This is a genomic window from Mesorhizobium sp. A623, from assembly GCF_054489405.1.
On the sequence record NZ_JBTMXB010000029.1, the window covers coordinates 1 to 14,178 of the forward strand.

Consider the following 14,178-nt stretch of genomic DNA (forward strand, 5'->3'; position numbering starts at 1 on the left):
CGCTATGTGCAAAAGCAACTCGGCCACGCTAGCGCCGAAATGACACGCAAATACCAGCGCCGAAGGGATCGGTTCAGAGTCAATCTGACAAAAGCGTCGGGGCTGTAGGCAAGAGATAAGACCAGGAGGCAAAGGCCTCCCTCGCCTGCTGCTATGCTGAATAAGCCCGCTTCCAGCGGTTCAGAACTCCCACGGAGAGATCAGCTCGAGGGCAGTCGTGCCGAAGTCACTCAAATTGCGGGTGGCAAGGCGACCGCCATTCACTCGCGCGATGGCGGCGATCATCCCATCCGGTGCGGACATGCCTCGTCCTTGGCGCGATGCGGTGCCCATGATTTCACCATAGGCAAGGGCTGCCTCTTCGGTCAGCCCGAATATCCGGTCGGCAAAACGGCGGCGCCAATCGGAAAGGCCCCGCTCCAGCCGCCCAGCCCGCTGATCGGGCACGATCTTCTGAATCCCGAAAGCGAGCTCCGCAATCGTTACGGTGGGCAATGCAAGCTCGGCATCGTGCCGCACGAGCCAAGCCATGACGGCCGGACTTGGCGCCTTTTTCAGAGTCTCCGAAATCACATTGGTATCGAGAAAGATCAAAGCTCAGGTCCCGTGTGGACTTTGCGTCCTTCTCTGATGATCGCTTCGAGATCGATATCAGTGCCGCTGTTGATAGACATGCGCGCGTAGAATGTTGCAGCCGGTTCGCGACCGGCTTCACGGACCTCGTAGGACTCCAGCGCACGCTCAACGACGTCCGCGATCGAGCGATTTTCGCGACGGGCAAGCCGGTGAGCAAGGTCTCGCGCCTTGGCACTTCGCACAGAAAGTTGAGGTTCGGCCATGCTGGTCTCCTTCGTCCCGAATATAGGCCACCTTTAACTTGCCATCAAGATGGCATCCGCTGGCATGGTATCCATTACCTAGACCGCCACTTTACGACCTCCCTCCCCTGGAAGCATCCAACTTGATGAGCAACAGCGCCATGATCATCGCCCGTGAATGTACCGTGCTTCGCCCGCCCCGTGAGTCTGCCCAGACCCACGAGTATTATTGGACATTATTTGGAGGTAGCTCAAAACCTCGCCCTCAATTTTGGCCGCCAGCCGTCCACAATAAGTGTCCACCCGTTCTGCTCGGCCGCCGGAGATTACCATCCGTCTGATTTCGCTCAACAATCCATCGGCATCCTTGGAAGCTAACGGCGATTGTCTACCATTTAAGACGAATGCGAGCTCGGCCGTTTACCGTCCGTGTTCCCGGCTCTGTCACCTCTTCCGACGCGGTGGGCGCGATTTGGAGACGACATATGCAATCCAATTTCGGCCATGCGCGCGAGCTCCTCGAGCAAGCCTGGCTCCAACTGTCGGGCGACGATAAAACTAGCCAGAAATCCCGCCTGGCGATCGACATCCTGGTCGAAGCCGTGGCGACGGCCGAACACTCGAAGCCGTACAGGCAGGCCGAAATCATCGATTTCAGGCGGGCGGCCAAATCAAAGTGAGCCATAGGCCGACATTTTCCTGGTCCGCTCCGGAGTAAGGTGCTCAACCACCTGTACGATGTCTGTCAGCTCGATTTCCGGGTAATGCTCACGCATGCCAGCGAACATGACGTCATCGGGCCACTCATCCTTTCGCCCGACGAACGCTGCCGCCTGCGAGAGCGGCATGTCCGTACACGAGGTCACAAAAACCGTGACTGCCTTTCTCGGATCGGTGTCACATTCGTAGATCATGAGCCCGGGTTGGATTCTCAGCTCTCGCCACCTGATGGTTGAGGTCTTCTCACCGCTTTCTACTACCGGAAACAAGCGCTTAACGGTCTTGAGCCTCTGCATGTTGACCTCCTACCCTGCCATCCTCGACGTCGCCCCATTCGATTTGAACGCGGCCATCAGCATCGGGCCAACCGAAAACTCGCCTGCCCTCGCCTTTTCCGTCAGCGCCCGCAGGTATCCGCCCGCCGAATTGATGTGCTGCGCCCTCTGCAGGATGCAGGCGACGACAATCGCCGCGGTTTCCGGCCCCATGACGTGGCAGGCATCCTCGTACGCCGACGGCGAAACCCCGAGATATCCCCTCACCTGGGCGGCTGTTGCCAGCAAATCACGCCAATTGCCGATCCCGTCCAGCGCGTATTCGACTATTTCTGGGCAGGCCTTCAGCACAAATCCTAGTGGATACCCTTTCGGCGGCTCCTGCGTTCCCCGTTCGGGCTCGACCATCGCCCCGCTTTTCTCGGAAGCAGGTTCAAGTTCAAATAAGGCATCTGTGTTTGAGTCAGATTGCTGCGGCTCATTATGAGACTCATTGCCGCTCGGATTCTGACTTTTCATGAAGCTTTCCAGCACCATGTCCACTTCTTCGCGAACGGTCGCCAAGGCGCCGACGATGGCCTCCATCTCGTGTAGGACGGCTTTGCGCGGGATAGCCTCCACAACCTCACGGAAACGCCTCCACAGACCTTCCCAGTCGCCAGGGACGGCTTCCTCGATCGCTGCCTCGATCAGTTTATGGATGTCACGACGATGCAGCGTGATCCGCTCGCGCATCAGTTTGAGGCCACGGTTCTCCGCTCGGATACGTTCGGCCGCTTGCTGAAACTCTTCGGAGCGCACGAGAAGCGGTGCGAGAGAGAAACCAAAGGCATCTTCAAGGCCCCCTTCCCTGCCTTTACGTGCGTATCGCTTGCCGTTCGGGCTATCCCGCCGAGTAATGAGACCGCAATCCAGCAACGCCGCCAGATGTCGCCGCAGCGTGGCATTCGCCATCCCGTGTGCCCTGAGTGACAGCTGTCTGTTCGACGGAAAAACAATCAGGCCGTTCTCTTCCGACAGTTCGTTATCCGGATAGAACGACAGCAAGCCCGCCAGAACGGCCAGTGACCGGTCCCCGATACCGACAAGGCTCTTGCCTTCGCAGAGGTCGCGGTAGACCTGCCATTTGTCGACGGCCTTCCCTTCAGGGATTTCTTGCGAATCCTTCTGCGCTGCCAACATGGCAAGCGTCATCGTTCGGCTCCCAAAGGGAGTCGTTGCAATTCCCGTTTCCATTTCCTTCTTCGCCTTCAGTTAGGCAAAAGATACCCGCTCGCCGACTTCGACGTCAAAACGCTTGACACTGATTCGTGGAAATGTGATTCTCAGACTTGCAAGGGTTTGAGAGAGGCTTCCACGGCTCGCCGTTCGGGGGCCTTTTTCTTTTGCGGTTTCTAGTCTCCTTCCGACTTCCTGAACGATTCATAGAGATCGCCCAAGTTGCTGGAAATCCAATCGGCAAAGCGCGTTCCGTTAGCTTCTCCAAGAGCTATCGTCGCTGTCTTCCCGCTACGTTTTACGCTGACGCTAACCGAGTTGTCCTTCGGCGCCCAAGTTCGAACCTCAGATTTGGCCGCGACCTTCCTGACCGGCATCCCTCTTGCATTCAGAGCCGTGAACAACCGCTCAAAGCGCTCGTCGCTTTCCAACTGTCCGAATCCGGGATTGGACACGATGCCGTCAACGGCATCGGCTTTCCTGCCGACGAGCAATGACAACTCAACCCATCGCTCACGGCCGACCGCCGGAGCCGGTCCGATCTTGTTGATGATGGCTACCGGAATCCTTGTGACGACAGACACCATCTTGGAGATGGCAGCGGCATTTGATGCCAATGCCGCACCGATGACCTCCCTGTCGTAGTTCAAGTCCTCAAGGCGCTTGGCGAACATCGCCTTCTCGACGAAAGTCAGGTTCGCACGGGCCGAATTTTCCTGCCCCTGTGCTATGACATGGGTTCTGTCGTCGATGGCCTTTACGACCGCCTTCACCTTGCGCCCGAGTTCCTTGGCAACGCGCACCCGGCGATGGCCAAAAACAATCATATATCGACCGTCGATACCGGGATGCGGACGGACCAGGATCGGGGAGTCTTGCCCTGTCTCCCGGATCGCCTCCAGCAGATCTTTATACTGCCCCCCGTCGTCTCCCATGCGGTCGGATACGAATGAGCCGTCGATAAACTCTGGATCGAGTTCGACGACGTGTTCGCCCTCAAGATACGCATCAGCCTGTTTGGCCAGCTCGCTGACAGACCGGATCATGGATTTCGAAGCTCCGCGAACCGGATAGGTCACGGCTGAGACAGACGACACCTTGTCGGAGGGCTCCAAATCGACCAGGCCTGCAAGAAGATTCTTACGTGCCATTTCATTTACCTCCAGGTACCGCCTAGCCAATTGAACTGGCTAGCGAAAACGCCGATTTTGTCAGCCGACAACATCAACGACCCCAAGCCTCATGGACCAAGGCAGTGATTTCACCGTTCACGCCATCCAATGCTTCCATGGCCCGCTCATAGGTCGAGCGGGTCATGGCGTTCTTTTCGACCTCGTAGAGCGTCTGCTTGGTAATCCCGGCATCCGACACCGCCGTTGATTTCAACATCTGGTTCTTGAGGATGAATTCGCCAAACAGTGTATGCAGGAAGGCCACCATTTGGGCTTGGGGCTGATCCATCGGCTCGAAACGGGTGATCACATAGCGATACCATTCCAGATTAACCGCGGCCCCCGCTGCTCTGATCGGCTCGAGAATGTTGCCAAGCATCAGCAGGAACTGTCCCATCGACATGACATCGAGCATCTGCGGGTGGATCGTGATCAAGACCGACGTCGCGGCGGTCAGAGCGGTGATCGTCAGATAGCCCAACTGCGGTGGACAATCGATGACGACAATGTCGTAGCGGTCATCGACTTCCATCAACGCCGTCGAAATCCGCGTGAAGAACGCCCGGCCGACATTGGATGTCTTGTCCGTCATCGCGAGGGGCGTATCGTATTCGAACTCCTGAAGTTCAAGGTTCGCCGGGACGATGTCGAGGTTGGGGAAATTGGTTGGCCTTGTGACTTCGGAAAGCGGGACCTTCTCGTCATCATACCGGATCGCGTCGTAGAGCGATTTGGTCTGATCCAGTTCAGGCTGGAACCCGTGCAGCGAGGAAAGCGATGCCTGCGGATCGAGATCGATCGCGAGCACGCGATGGCCGGTGAGAGCGAGATACTGAGCAAGATGAGCCGCCGTCGTCGTCTTCCCGCTGCCACCCTTGAAATTCACGACAGCGAGAATCTGAAGCTTCTCACCGGGCCGACGACGGGGAACATACATACGGGCATCGGAACGGCCGTGCTGGTCCAGATACTGGCGCAGCTCAAGCATCTGCTCGGCCGTATAAGAGCGCCTTCCGGAAGAAGAAGTTTCAGGCGCCGGGCCTTTGCCTTCCAGATGCAGTTTTTTCAAATGGCTTTGAGAGACTCCAAGATAGGTGGCAACCTCTGCCAGAGAGAACGAACGCAGGCTTTTTTTCGCGAGCGGAGGAAAGCGCTGCATGGAAAGCAGATGCAACTTCTTGGAAATCAAATCGCCTTGTTCGAGAATATGCTTCTCGAAATGCAACGGCGTTTTCGTCATGACAAGCGAACTCACCTTCATTCGATCGAGCTATCCTAAAAACGATTTTTGGCGCGATAACACCAACTAACCGTGATTATGCCCGATTCGTCGCCCCCGGCAAGAACTTTAAAGTTAACAAGACGTTAACTGTCAAAAGGCAGCAGCACCACCAGTAAGGAATCATCCAATTGATTACGTTACGTTATTTGTCGATTTTGTCTGCGGACAAAACAGCGTCCGAGCAATGGCCCACGAAAACTATCCCCTTAAGCGAGTTTGAACCCCGTCCAATGCATGTCCCGGCCGCCAAGGTCCGGCGAGGTAGCAAGCTGCCGCCCGGGTGATTCTGAACGCTAAGGGCGCCTTTGGAGGCGAAACTGATGAATTCCCATAAGAGCAGTCGTCTCATCCTAGTGTACGCCCATCAACTTGATGCGCCGGCTGTGATTTACGAGGCAACGGGGAGGGCAGGGGGCTTCCGTGCATCTCACCGCGCCATGGATGGCTGTGGGTTGATTTGGCTCTGACGTCTTCTCAAACGGTCTCTCATAGCTTCGATAATCGCAGCCTATAACGGGCAAATTCAGCGCAGCGGAAAAGAGCGGGGATGACCCGCTCTTTTTTGTATCAGGGACTAAGCCGCCGCCTTCGCCTTGCGGGGAGCCCGCTTCTTCGGCGCAGGTGCCGGAGCGGCTTCCTTGGGCTTGCGGCCGAGACCCATTGATTTGGCGAGAGCCGACCGTGCTGCAGCGTAAGCTGGGGCGACCATCGGGTAATCCGACGGCAAATTCCACTTCACCCGATATTCGTCAGGGGACAGGCTGAAGTGGGTCATCAGGTGACGCTTCAGCGACTTGAATTTCTTCCCGTCCTCCAGGCAGATGATGAAGTCGTCGTGCACGGATTTCTTGGGGTTCACGGCAGGCTTGTGCGGGTCGACAGTTGGCTCGGTCGCCGTTCCCGTTAAACCTGACAGCGACTGGTGAACCTGCGAGATCAATGCAGGCAGCTCTGACACCGCGACGGGATTATTTGAAACATAGGCCGAAGTCACGTCAGCGGTAAGTTCTACAATCGCGTCGTTGTTGGTGTCGGACATTGCATCTTCCAATCGTCTTTTGAGATTAGATGGCTATATATAGTTTCCCGGTCACCGAGGCAAACCGGCGATTGCCAAGAAAGTGCTGATATACCTTGTGAAAACCCTCTCGATTTCCATAGTGCTTTGCCTGACAGGTGCCGTGACAGCGGCCGCGCAGGTTCAAACCGAAACCATCATCCTGTCTGTGACACGACAATCGATGAAGTGGGCGACGGTCTACAAGAATCCTGATGCGCCGCAGGATGATCCATATTTTCACGCGCAGGTCTTCGAGAAAAAGAAGGGCGCGGAACCGTGGGTTTACAAACTGGTTTCTCCTCACCTTGTCGTGACGCCTGAGGCCTTGGCCGCAAGCCGGACGAGCAAGAAGGCGGCCGTCCCATCCTATAAGGACGTCGAGTTTCGCTACCTGTACCGGGATTGGCTCAAGAACCCGGAGATTCGACGCAACACTCCGGTCTGCGAGAAGGACATTCTGAATTGCGTCTCCAGATAATAGAGAGCCGCTTTCGTTTTCCGGATTAATTGGCTACAGCCCCGCCATGTTCGATTTCTTGCAAAAGAACGGCCGCTGGATCGGCGGCGGCTTTCTCCTGACCCTGTTTTCGTCTTTCGGGCAGACGTTTTTCATCGGCCTGTCGGGCAACGAATTGCGTGAAACATTTCACCTGTCCGGCGGTTCATTCGGCGGCATCTACATGCTTGCCACCCTCGCTAGTGCCATGACCCTGCCATGGCTCGGACGGACGCTCGATCTGATGCCCGGCTGGAAGGTAGTGCGCTTCACGATGCCGGGGCTCGCATTTGCCTGTGTCTTGTTGGCAATGGCGCCAAATGTCATCATCCTGACGCTCGCACTCTACCTTTTGCGCCTCTTTGGCCAAGGCATGATGACGGAAATCGCTTTCACAGAGATAGGACGCTGGTTCGTCGCCAACCGCGGTCGTGCGATGTCCCTCATTACGCCCGGGCAACAGATCGGCTCCGCCGTACTCCCGCCATCGTGGTACTGATCGTCGGGGCGACGGGTAACTGGCGCATGGGCTGGTATATTTCAGCGGCCGCAGTTCTGTTTGTCGGCATGCCCGCCATCATGGCGCTGATGCGGGTGGAACGCGAGCCTCAATCCAGGGAAGCCAAAGTCTCCATGTCACGCACGGCGCGTGACTGGACGCGTGGCGAGGTGGTACGGGATCCGATCCTTTACCTGCTGCTCACCGGTACGCTGGCACCCGCCTTCATCGTCACCGTCATCTTCTTCCATCAGGGGTATCTGATCGAGCTGCGCGGCTACGACTCCTTGGTGTTTGCCACGTCTTTTGCCGTGATGTCGGTGACCACGATCGTTTTCGGATTCGTATGTGGCTATCTCCGTCGACCGCTTCGGAGCGCTCAGGCTGTTGCCCTTCTTCTTGCTGCCGCTTGCCGTTGCATCCTTCGCTGTGGGGCTGATCACGCCGATCTGGGGGCTTTATGTTTTCATGCTGCTCGTCGGTGTCAGCAATGGGTTCACTTCCACGCATCTGGGCGCGCTATGGCCGGAAGTCTATGGCGTCGAAAATCTGGGCGGCATTCGGGCGATCACGGTTTCGGCCATGGTGCTGGCCAGCGCCATTGGCCCCGGCATCACCGGAGTGCTGACCGATCTCGGCATAACATTGCCGACATAAATGCTGTGGATGGCCGTCTGGTGCATCGGAATCTGTTTCGTGCTGGCATATGCCGCCCAGCGGATACGGCAGCGTGAAGTCTTGCCCCAGCCATGCCAGGCATGATTTGATCCGATACCGAAGCCAAAGTTGATGATTTCAAGCTATGGTCATCTCGGGCAATCTGGGACGGTGTCGTTTAAAGTGCTCCAACTTCATCTTTCGAACGGTGATGTTCTGAATCAGTCTGTGGACCTCGATGCTGTCGGCCAGTTTGGCCATGCCTACGGTGGAAGTGACGCGGCGCAAATTGGCCGCGCTATGTCGGCGAGATTTCGCCGGCAGCACGAAGGATCGTCACGCGACTGCGCGGAGACCCGGCACGGAGTTCCGTGGAGTGCTATGCAGCGGAGTAGTGCCTGGTTCCGAAGGGACGTGCCCTTTCTGCCTGTGGCGCGGCATCGTTGGGCTTGATTAACCCATCCGATGGGTTATATAACGATATGGTTGTTATCCACCGCGCATTCGGATTCCGGTTCGTCATCTACACGCTCGATCACGAGCCCGCCCACGGCCATATCACTGGACCCGGCAGGCGAAAATCAATCTGACGGGCCGGGATGGACAACCGGAGGTGATTTACAACGTCGGCATCAAGCAGTCGGATATGCGCCGTCTGCTGTCAGAGGCGGCTGAACGTCGCGACGAATTCCTCAAGGAATGGGAACGGATCCATGGCCGGAACGACTGATATGGATTTCAAAGCCGCTGAAGCACGTGGCAAGATGATGCTCGAGTCGGAACCGCGCGCTAAAACAGTTCGCTATGATACCACAACGGGGCGTGTCGAACTCGAACTGGTGAATGGTTGCACCTATGGGTTCCCGGCGCAGCTTATTCAGGACCTGCAAGGAGCCGACGCTAGAGGTCTCGCCAAAGTAGAAGTTGACGGCATAGGGTTTAATCTTCACTGGCCGGATCTGGACGTCGATCTTTATGTGCCGGCACTTGTGAGCGGGATTTTCGGAACCCGAGATTGGATGACCCGCGAACTGGCCCGGATAGCTGGTCGCACGACTTCCGCAGCGAAGGCCCGAGCTGCGCGGGCTAATGGCGCGAAGGGCGGACGGCCACGCAAGATCGCGAACGGCTGACTGCTGGCACCCGTCACCGATAAGGCCTCGTGGCGGAGCGGTCACGCAGGGAACGGCGTTGGTGCATTGATACCGCTGTGATGGTATGGGCGTTCTCGTTGAAACCCAGCCGAGCTGTCGCATGCCGTTCAAATTCAATCGAGCTCGCCGTCATCGGATCCCGAAGGCGACGTACCGGGTTCGAAACTGGACAGGATACGATGCGGGGTTGATCCGTCGTGGCGACATCAGGCTCTGATTTTCGGAGGATGCGATCGCCGGTTGGCGCGCTGAGTGCCGAAAGACGCCTGGCGGTCAGAGCCGCTTCTCCAACCTCGCCATCGAGACAACGCTGATCCTCGGCGCGATGCTTCGTTTTCCGCTACGCCAGACCGAAGGCTTTGTCAGATCGCTTATGGCGTTGATGGAGCTCGATCTGACGGCTCCAGATCACACCACCTTGGCTCGACGCCGGCGGACGGTTTGTGTTCACGAGTACCGCTGGCCGCGCAAGGGGCCAGTCGACATTGTGATCGACAGCACCGGCTTGAAGTTCTTTGGCGCAGGCGAGTGGGCAAGGAAGAAACATGGCGAGACGCGCCGCTCCTGGCGCAAACTGCACATCTCGGCAAACCCCGACGGCAACGAGATTATCGCCCATGAACTGACGGACGACGATACGTCGGACGCTGCGATGATCGGCGCTCTTGTCGCCAACTCCGGCGGCAACATTCGCACCGTGATCGCTGACGGCGCTTACGACGGAGAGCCGGTCTATCAGGCGATCCGCTTGGCGCGGCCTGTGAAGTCGCCGCCCAAGATCGTCATTCCACCCGGCAAGCCGTCGATCCCCGACAAGGGCCAATCGTATGGCGGCGGCCAGCGAGCACAACATGCCGCGGAGATCGCTCGCCATGGACGAATGGCGTGGCAGCGACGACACGGATACAGCAAACGATCACTGGTCGAAACCGTCATCTCCCGCATCAAGAGGATCAACGACGGCAAACTCACATCCCGCACATTCGGCGCCCAGCAGAACGAGATCGCCATTCACATCGAAATCGCCAACCGCAACATGCTGGTCGTAAGGCCAGTGTCCGAGCGCATCCGCTGATCAGCCTACAAAGTCAAAGATCTATGCGGTAGCCTCGTTGCACCAATGCCGATTTTGCTGGGAGCACCACAATCTGCGCTGAATATTCTGATGACGGACAGTTTCGTTCGCCGACTTGTAGACCCTCAGTCGTCCAGAAAACTTAGGTCGATAAGTTTGATATTCCCAATCTCTGACGGTGCAGGTAGTCCACTGCTCACGCGGGGAGTTACTGGCTTGAGTCCAGCTTTGGCGGCGGCCAATTGGCCTACCGTCGGTGTATAATGAAGCCCCAATATACCGTTATCACCGGGAGCGGAAGTAACGGTCACCTGAGAATAGGCCGCAACAGGTACGTTCGACTTCAGCTTGGCCTTAAGCTCCGCTCCTTCCAGGTGCCAAACTTCATGGCCACCAAGGCAGGGTCGGACGGCCAAATGCAATTTCGCGACCAAGCCTTCACTGCACCCACTTCCAGTAACATTAAATATAACTCCTGATTTTACTGTATAGTATCCAGTTTTGTATCCTTTATTTTTTATCTCCGACTCGAGAGCTTGAATGCCTCCGGAATTCAGTACTATCAATGTGTTTGAGGTGACTGCTGTGCTGCTACCATAAGTTTCTTTTAGCTGTTTAGCCATGACGCTTTTCCGTCCACGCATGCGGTAAGCCTCAAGGCGAGCAGAAAAGACCTTGCGACCCTCGTCTATGAGTTGCTGCAGACTAGCAGCCCCGCCCACGACGTAAAGGTGTTTGTTGCCAAACTTGTTGTTTGTGGATGGATTTGCCCAAAGCAGCAGCGTCATCTCTGTCTCCCCCCCCCAAGTGCTTGTCGCACAGTGTGCTCCAGAAGAGGATGGGGTTCAAGCCCTTGTGTATTGCGACTTGCACAAAGCCGGATGATGCCATCGGACTGACACTGGACCTAGCGTTGCAAGAAACGGACGCCCGGGCGTCCCTAGCTTCTTTCGAGTGCACCGATCCGAAGCGCGTTGGTGAACCGTCATTGCAACCTCCAATCTCTTGGTGTTGCACGACCGTTTGAATCCGCCGGGTAGCCGTGCCCCATGGACACTGGAAGTCCACGACCTACGCCTCGACGGGATCGTCGCTTCCTGGCTCTTGGACGGCGCGATGGATGGCGAAGGGGTTCCTAATCTATCTGCGCCGTGTCCTCGTGCCAACGCTTCGCCCCGGCGACGTTCGAAATCCTGGCCGCGTAAAAACTGAGCAGGAAGCCTTTCCGTATCTCAATTTCGAGTTTGCGGCAGAGCCACTTCAATGCCTCGATGGAAAGCTTTTCCGCCGTTCAAGGTCGAACGCGCGCACGACGGTACTGGTCAACCCGCCACGAGGCCCAGTGCTGCAGCAATCGCCGCGGCGCTGGGGCGTGTGCTAGCCTCGCCCAAACCGGCCTCCAAAAGCGCCTTAAGATCGGGGGCATCTTCAAGGTAGTCCGACAGGCAAATCAGTTCGCGCGCTTCATTCCTTCTCCGGTTCAGGACCCCTTCGGCCGAGCCACTGAAAAGCGGCCTGCCGCGCACCAGTGCCACGCCAACTGCACATAGCGACCAGATGTCGGCGGACGGCGCCGCCTTTGCACCGGCGATCTGTTCCGGCGCCATCCATGCGGGCGAGCCAATCAGTTCAGTCCCGTCGAGTGGATCATCGCCCATGAGGCCAGCGACCCCCAGATCGATGAGGACAGGCTGGTTTCCACGGAACATGACGTGAGCGGGCTTCACGTCGCGGTGGACGACGCCACGCGAATGCAGGTAGGCTAGGATATCGGCCAAATCCCCGATCAGGCGGCTGATGCCTGTGGGAGATGCCAATGATTTTTTCCGTTCGTCGTTGGCTGCGGGATGTTCGAGGTATTCAAAGGCGATCCAGTTGGCGCCGTGGCTGGTCACCCGCGCCAATCCGGGGTGGTCAACCATCATGGACAAAGCGATTTCGCGCTCGAAACGCCTGACCCCGAGCAGGTCGACGGCGGCGTCTTTCACATGGTTAAGTCGCTTGACAATCACTTCTGCGCCATCGGCATCGACTGCGTGAAAAGCCGTCGTCATGCTACCTTCCCGCAGCAAGCGCATTTCCCGGTACGGGATCAGGTCGCCGTCCATGGTGTCCATCACCTAGCCTGGCGCCGACGCGCCCAATCGGGCAGGGGGAGACCCCACGAGCTCAAGCTTGGCATGAATCTTCCCGACATGGGACTTAGATTGCCCCCAAAGATTGCCACATCGGCAGGGAGATCGAAATGATCTTCTCCATGTTCTCGCGCAGGGTTCTCATCGTTTCATCATCGCTTTCGACTTGTTCGCCCTTGTGACGGAGCGTTGCACCACGTTCCAGCAGCAACTGCGCGCTTGCCTGGGCAAGCGCTTCCGCTTCTGCGGGCGTACCTGCGGCCAGCGCCTCGTAAGCGAGCATTTCGAGAACCGTCACCGTTACAGCCGAACCGACCGCCGGTGCCACCAGCGCCGTGACGGTACGGCCGTTGTCCGCGCAGTCCGCGAGGTGAGCCGCATTGTAGAGACGTGCAGCCTCGACGGCCTCTTCCGTTACCGGGTTGATAACAGCCATTGCCTGATGTGAGCCGATCAGCATGCCGATGATCTCGCGCGGTGAGGCGGTGGAGCCCTCGGCTTCCGGAAGATCGAGCAGTTCGCCGATCGTGCACGGGCGCTCACTTAGCGCGCGCAAGGCCGGCCCATAGAACCCTTCGTTCAGCATCGCTTCGCCGAGAGGTATCTTGATCTCTCGATGCACCCCTGACGGCTGGATGACGAGCTTCAGCTTTTGTTGGCGCAGGCGGTTCTCGCGAACGTGCTTCGGAACGGTACGTGCGCCGCGTATATAAACGTCGCGACGAAAGGTGCGGATCATGAAATAGTCGCCGACGGTCTCGCGAAGAGAATGGGGGACCTCCTCGATGATTGCGCGCTGTTCGGGCTTGAGCGACAAGTCCGGGAAATTCTCCAAAATGTTGGCGGATCCCACGAACTCCATCTTGGCGGCGGCAAAATCCTCGGCGACATCGGTTTGGTAACAAGGCGCCCAGTGCTCATTCAGATATTCGTGCGCGAGATAGGCGACATTGCCCTTGTCGCGTTCTTTCTTCAGCACTTCCAGGATTTCCACCGGCAATGCAGCCGAACCTGCGTCGGATATGCGGCGAACCATATCCAGGGCTTTGCTTATCTGAACGTCGCTGTGGGTGTTTTCCAGCTTGGCCAGCATCGCTAGCAACCGCTGTGTCGGCACCGACTGCGTCCAGCCTGGCAATGCATTGTAGCTAACATAGGCAACGCCGCCGGGTTTAAGCGTACGGTCTATAAAGCGTACGATATGGGCGCGGTTTTCCAGGCTGATCCACGACCAGACGCCGTGCAAAGTGATATAGTCGAATGCGGGGAGGCCAAACGGATCGTTGGTGGCAAGCTGTTCGAACGAGGCTTCTTCCAGGCGGATGTTTTTCAATCCGCTCCTCGTCGCCAGCTCCCTTCCGCGCGCGATGTGGGCAGGGTTGAAATCGAAGCCCCATACTTCACTTTTGTAGTTCGCGGCGGCGACTGCCAGTGCACTCTCGCCGACGCCGCACCCAAGTTCGCAGTACCGAAATGACGCGCCTGGCGTGACCGGCGGCTCGATATTGCGCAGCATGCAGACCGTATCGAGATGGACCGGCATCTGCTGCCGATAGAAGCCCGGCATATATTCGATATCAGAAACGTAACCGTCTTGCCACGCTATCATGCTGGGGT

Annotated in this window: 14 protein-coding genes and 2 pseudogenes; 6 read left to right on the forward strand and 10 right to left on the reverse strand. The window is 57.4% G+C overall.

From position 1 onward, the window contains the following. Positions 1-180: 180 nt before the first annotated feature. Positions 181-594: a PIN domain-containing protein gene (locus ACX3P1_RS21715; protein WP_459081682.1), complete on the reverse strand. Its 414-nt coding sequence runs from the start codon at positions 592-594 to the stop codon at positions 181-183. Further along, positions 591-839 carry a plasmid stabilization protein gene (locus ACX3P1_RS21720; protein ID WP_459081683.1) on the reverse strand — a complete coding sequence of 83 codons (249 nt, stop codon included), beginning with the start codon at positions 837-839 and terminating at the stop codon, positions 591-593. Before ACX3P1_RS21720 ends, ACX3P1_RS21715 begins: the two co-directional genes overlap by 4 nt. Before the next feature lie 464 nt (positions 840-1,303). Here ACX3P1_RS21720 and ACX3P1_RS21725 point away from each other — a divergent pair, with 464 nt between their 5' ends. Next, positions 1,304-1,498, forward strand: a complete 195-nt coding sequence (locus ACX3P1_RS21725) for a hypothetical protein (RefSeq protein ID WP_459081684.1) — start codon at positions 1,304-1,306, stop codon at positions 1,496-1,498. Here ACX3P1_RS21725 and ACX3P1_RS21730 read toward each other — a convergent pair. The 5 genes from ACX3P1_RS21730 to ACX3P1_RS21750 all read right to left on the reverse strand — a co-directional run bounded on the left by ACX3P1_RS21730 (position 1,490) and on the right by ACX3P1_RS21750 (position 6,524). Further along, positions 1,490-1,834, reverse strand: coding sequence for an ASCH domain-containing protein (locus ACX3P1_RS21730; RefSeq protein WP_459081685.1), 345 nt, complete (start codon positions 1,832-1,834; stop codon positions 1,490-1,492). The genes ACX3P1_RS21725 and ACX3P1_RS21730 overlap by 9 nt on opposite strands. A gap of 9 nt (positions 1,835-1,843) precedes the next feature. Continuing rightward, the gene (gene repC, locus ACX3P1_RS21735) at positions 1,844-3,049 is read right to left on the reverse strand and encodes a plasmid replication protein RepC (RefSeq protein ID WP_459081686.1); all 1,206 of its coding nucleotides are present in this window, start codon (positions 3,047-3,049) and stop codon (positions 1,844-1,846) included. A 158-nt stretch (positions 3,050-3,207) separates the two neighbouring features. Continuing rightward, complete coding sequence (gene repB / locus ACX3P1_RS21740) at positions 3,208-4,182, reverse strand: plasmid partitioning protein RepB (protein ID WP_459081687.1); 975 nt, start codon at positions 4,180-4,182, stop codon at positions 3,208-3,210. A gap of 73 nt (positions 4,183-4,255) precedes the next feature. Continuing rightward, the gene (gene repA / locus ACX3P1_RS21745; RefSeq protein ID WP_459081688.1) at positions 4,256-5,464 is read right to left on the reverse strand and encodes a plasmid partitioning protein RepA; all 1,209 of its coding nucleotides are present in this window, start codon (positions 5,462-5,464) and stop codon (positions 4,256-4,258) included. Positions 5,465-6,059: 595 nt separating this feature from the next. After that, positions 6,060-6,524, reverse strand: a complete 465-nt coding sequence (locus ACX3P1_RS21750) for a Ros/MucR family transcriptional regulator (protein ID WP_459081689.1) — start codon at positions 6,522-6,524, stop codon at positions 6,060-6,062. 97 nt (positions 6,525-6,621) lie between these two features. On the opposite strand from ACX3P1_RS21750, the gene ACX3P1_RS21755 reads away from it, so the two are divergent. From ACX3P1_RS21755 to ACX3P1_RS21775, 5 genes and pseudogenes are all read left to right on the forward strand, one after another. Beyond that, entirely contained in the window at positions 6,622-7,023 is a 402-nt protein-coding gene (locus ACX3P1_RS21755; protein ID WP_459081690.1) for a DUF5086 family protein, read from the forward strand. A 46-nt stretch (positions 7,024-7,069) separates the two neighbouring features. Continuing rightward, a pseudogene (locus ACX3P1_RS21760) lies at positions 7,070-7,893 on the forward strand (MFS transporter); the annotation flags it as partial. Beyond that, positions 7,889-8,197: a hypothetical protein gene (locus ACX3P1_RS21765; RefSeq protein WP_459081729.1), complete on the forward strand. Its 309-nt coding sequence runs from the start codon at positions 7,889-7,891 to the stop codon at positions 8,195-8,197. The pseudogene ACX3P1_RS21760 and the gene ACX3P1_RS21765, both read left to right, overlap by 5 nt. A gap of 713 nt (positions 8,198-8,910) precedes the next feature. Then, the gene (locus tag ACX3P1_RS21770) at positions 8,911-9,330 is read left to right on the forward strand and encodes a DUF2442 domain-containing protein (protein ID WP_459081691.1); all 420 of its coding nucleotides are present in this window, start codon (positions 8,911-8,913) and stop codon (positions 9,328-9,330) included. 250 nt (positions 9,331-9,580) lie between these two features. Further along, a pseudogene (locus tag ACX3P1_RS21775) lies at positions 9,581-10,426 on the forward strand (IS5 family transposase); the annotation flags it as partial. 125 nt (positions 10,427-10,551) lie between these two features. Here ACX3P1_RS21775 and ACX3P1_RS21780 read toward each other — a convergent pair. From ACX3P1_RS21780 to ACX3P1_RS21790, 3 genes are all read right to left on the reverse strand, one after another. Continuing rightward, positions 10,552-11,214, reverse strand: a complete 663-nt coding sequence (locus ACX3P1_RS21780) for a hypothetical protein (protein ID WP_459081692.1) — start codon at positions 11,212-11,214, stop codon at positions 10,552-10,554. A gap of 534 nt (positions 11,215-11,748) precedes the next feature. Continuing rightward, positions 11,749-12,543 carry a protein kinase domain-containing protein gene (locus ACX3P1_RS21785; RefSeq protein ID WP_459081693.1) on the reverse strand — a complete coding sequence of 265 codons (795 nt, stop codon included), beginning with the start codon at positions 12,541-12,543 and terminating at the stop codon, positions 11,749-11,751. A gap of 85 nt (positions 12,544-12,628) precedes the next feature. After that, complete coding sequence (locus tag ACX3P1_RS21790; RefSeq protein WP_459081694.1) at positions 12,629-14,170, reverse strand: methyltransferase regulatory domain-containing protein; 1,542 nt, start codon at positions 14,168-14,170, stop codon at positions 12,629-12,631. Between the last annotated feature and the right edge of the window lie 8 nt (positions 14,171-14,178).

Bases quoted from the DNA above. Each gene is read 5' to 3' on its own strand.
- ACX3P1_RS21720 (WP_459081683.1), bottom strand. From the start codon at position 839: ATGGCCGAACCTCAACTTTCTGTGCGAAGTGCCAAGGCGCGAGACCTT.
- ACX3P1_RS21725 (WP_459081684.1), top strand. From the start codon at position 1,304: ATGCAATCCAATTTCGGCCATGCGCGCGAGCTCCTCGAGCAAGCCTGG.
- ACX3P1_RS21730 (WP_459081685.1), bottom strand. From the start codon at position 1,834: ATGCAGAGGCTCAAGACCGTTAAGCGCTTGTTTCCGGTAGTAGAAAGC.
- repC (WP_459081686.1), bottom strand. From the start codon at position 3,049: ATGGAAACGGGAATTGCAACGACTCCCTTTGGGAGCCGAACGATGACG.
- repB (WP_459081687.1), bottom strand. From the start codon at position 4,182: ATGGCACGTAAGAATCTTCTTGCAGGCCTGGTCGATTTGGAGCCCTCC.
- repA (WP_459081688.1), bottom strand. From the start codon at position 5,464: ATGAAGGTGAGTTCGCTTGTCATGACGAAAACGCCGTTGCATTTCGAG.
- ACX3P1_RS21750 (WP_459081689.1), bottom strand. From the start codon at position 6,524: ATGTCCGACACCAACAACGACGCGATTGTAGAACTTACCGCTGACGTG.
- ACX3P1_RS21770 (WP_459081691.1), top strand. From the start codon at position 8,911: ATGGCCGGAACGACTGATATGGATTTCAAAGCCGCTGAAGCACGTGGC.
- ACX3P1_RS21780 (WP_459081692.1), bottom strand. From the start codon at position 11,214: ATGACGCTGCTGCTTTGGGCAAATCCATCCACAAACAACAAGTTTGGC.
- ACX3P1_RS21785 (WP_459081693.1), bottom strand. From the start codon at position 12,543: ATGGACACCATGGACGGCGACCTGATCCCGTACCGGGAAATGCGCTTG.
- ACX3P1_RS21790 (WP_459081694.1), bottom strand. From the start codon at position 14,170: ATGATAGCGTGGCAAGACGGTTACGTTTCTGATATCGAATATATGCCG.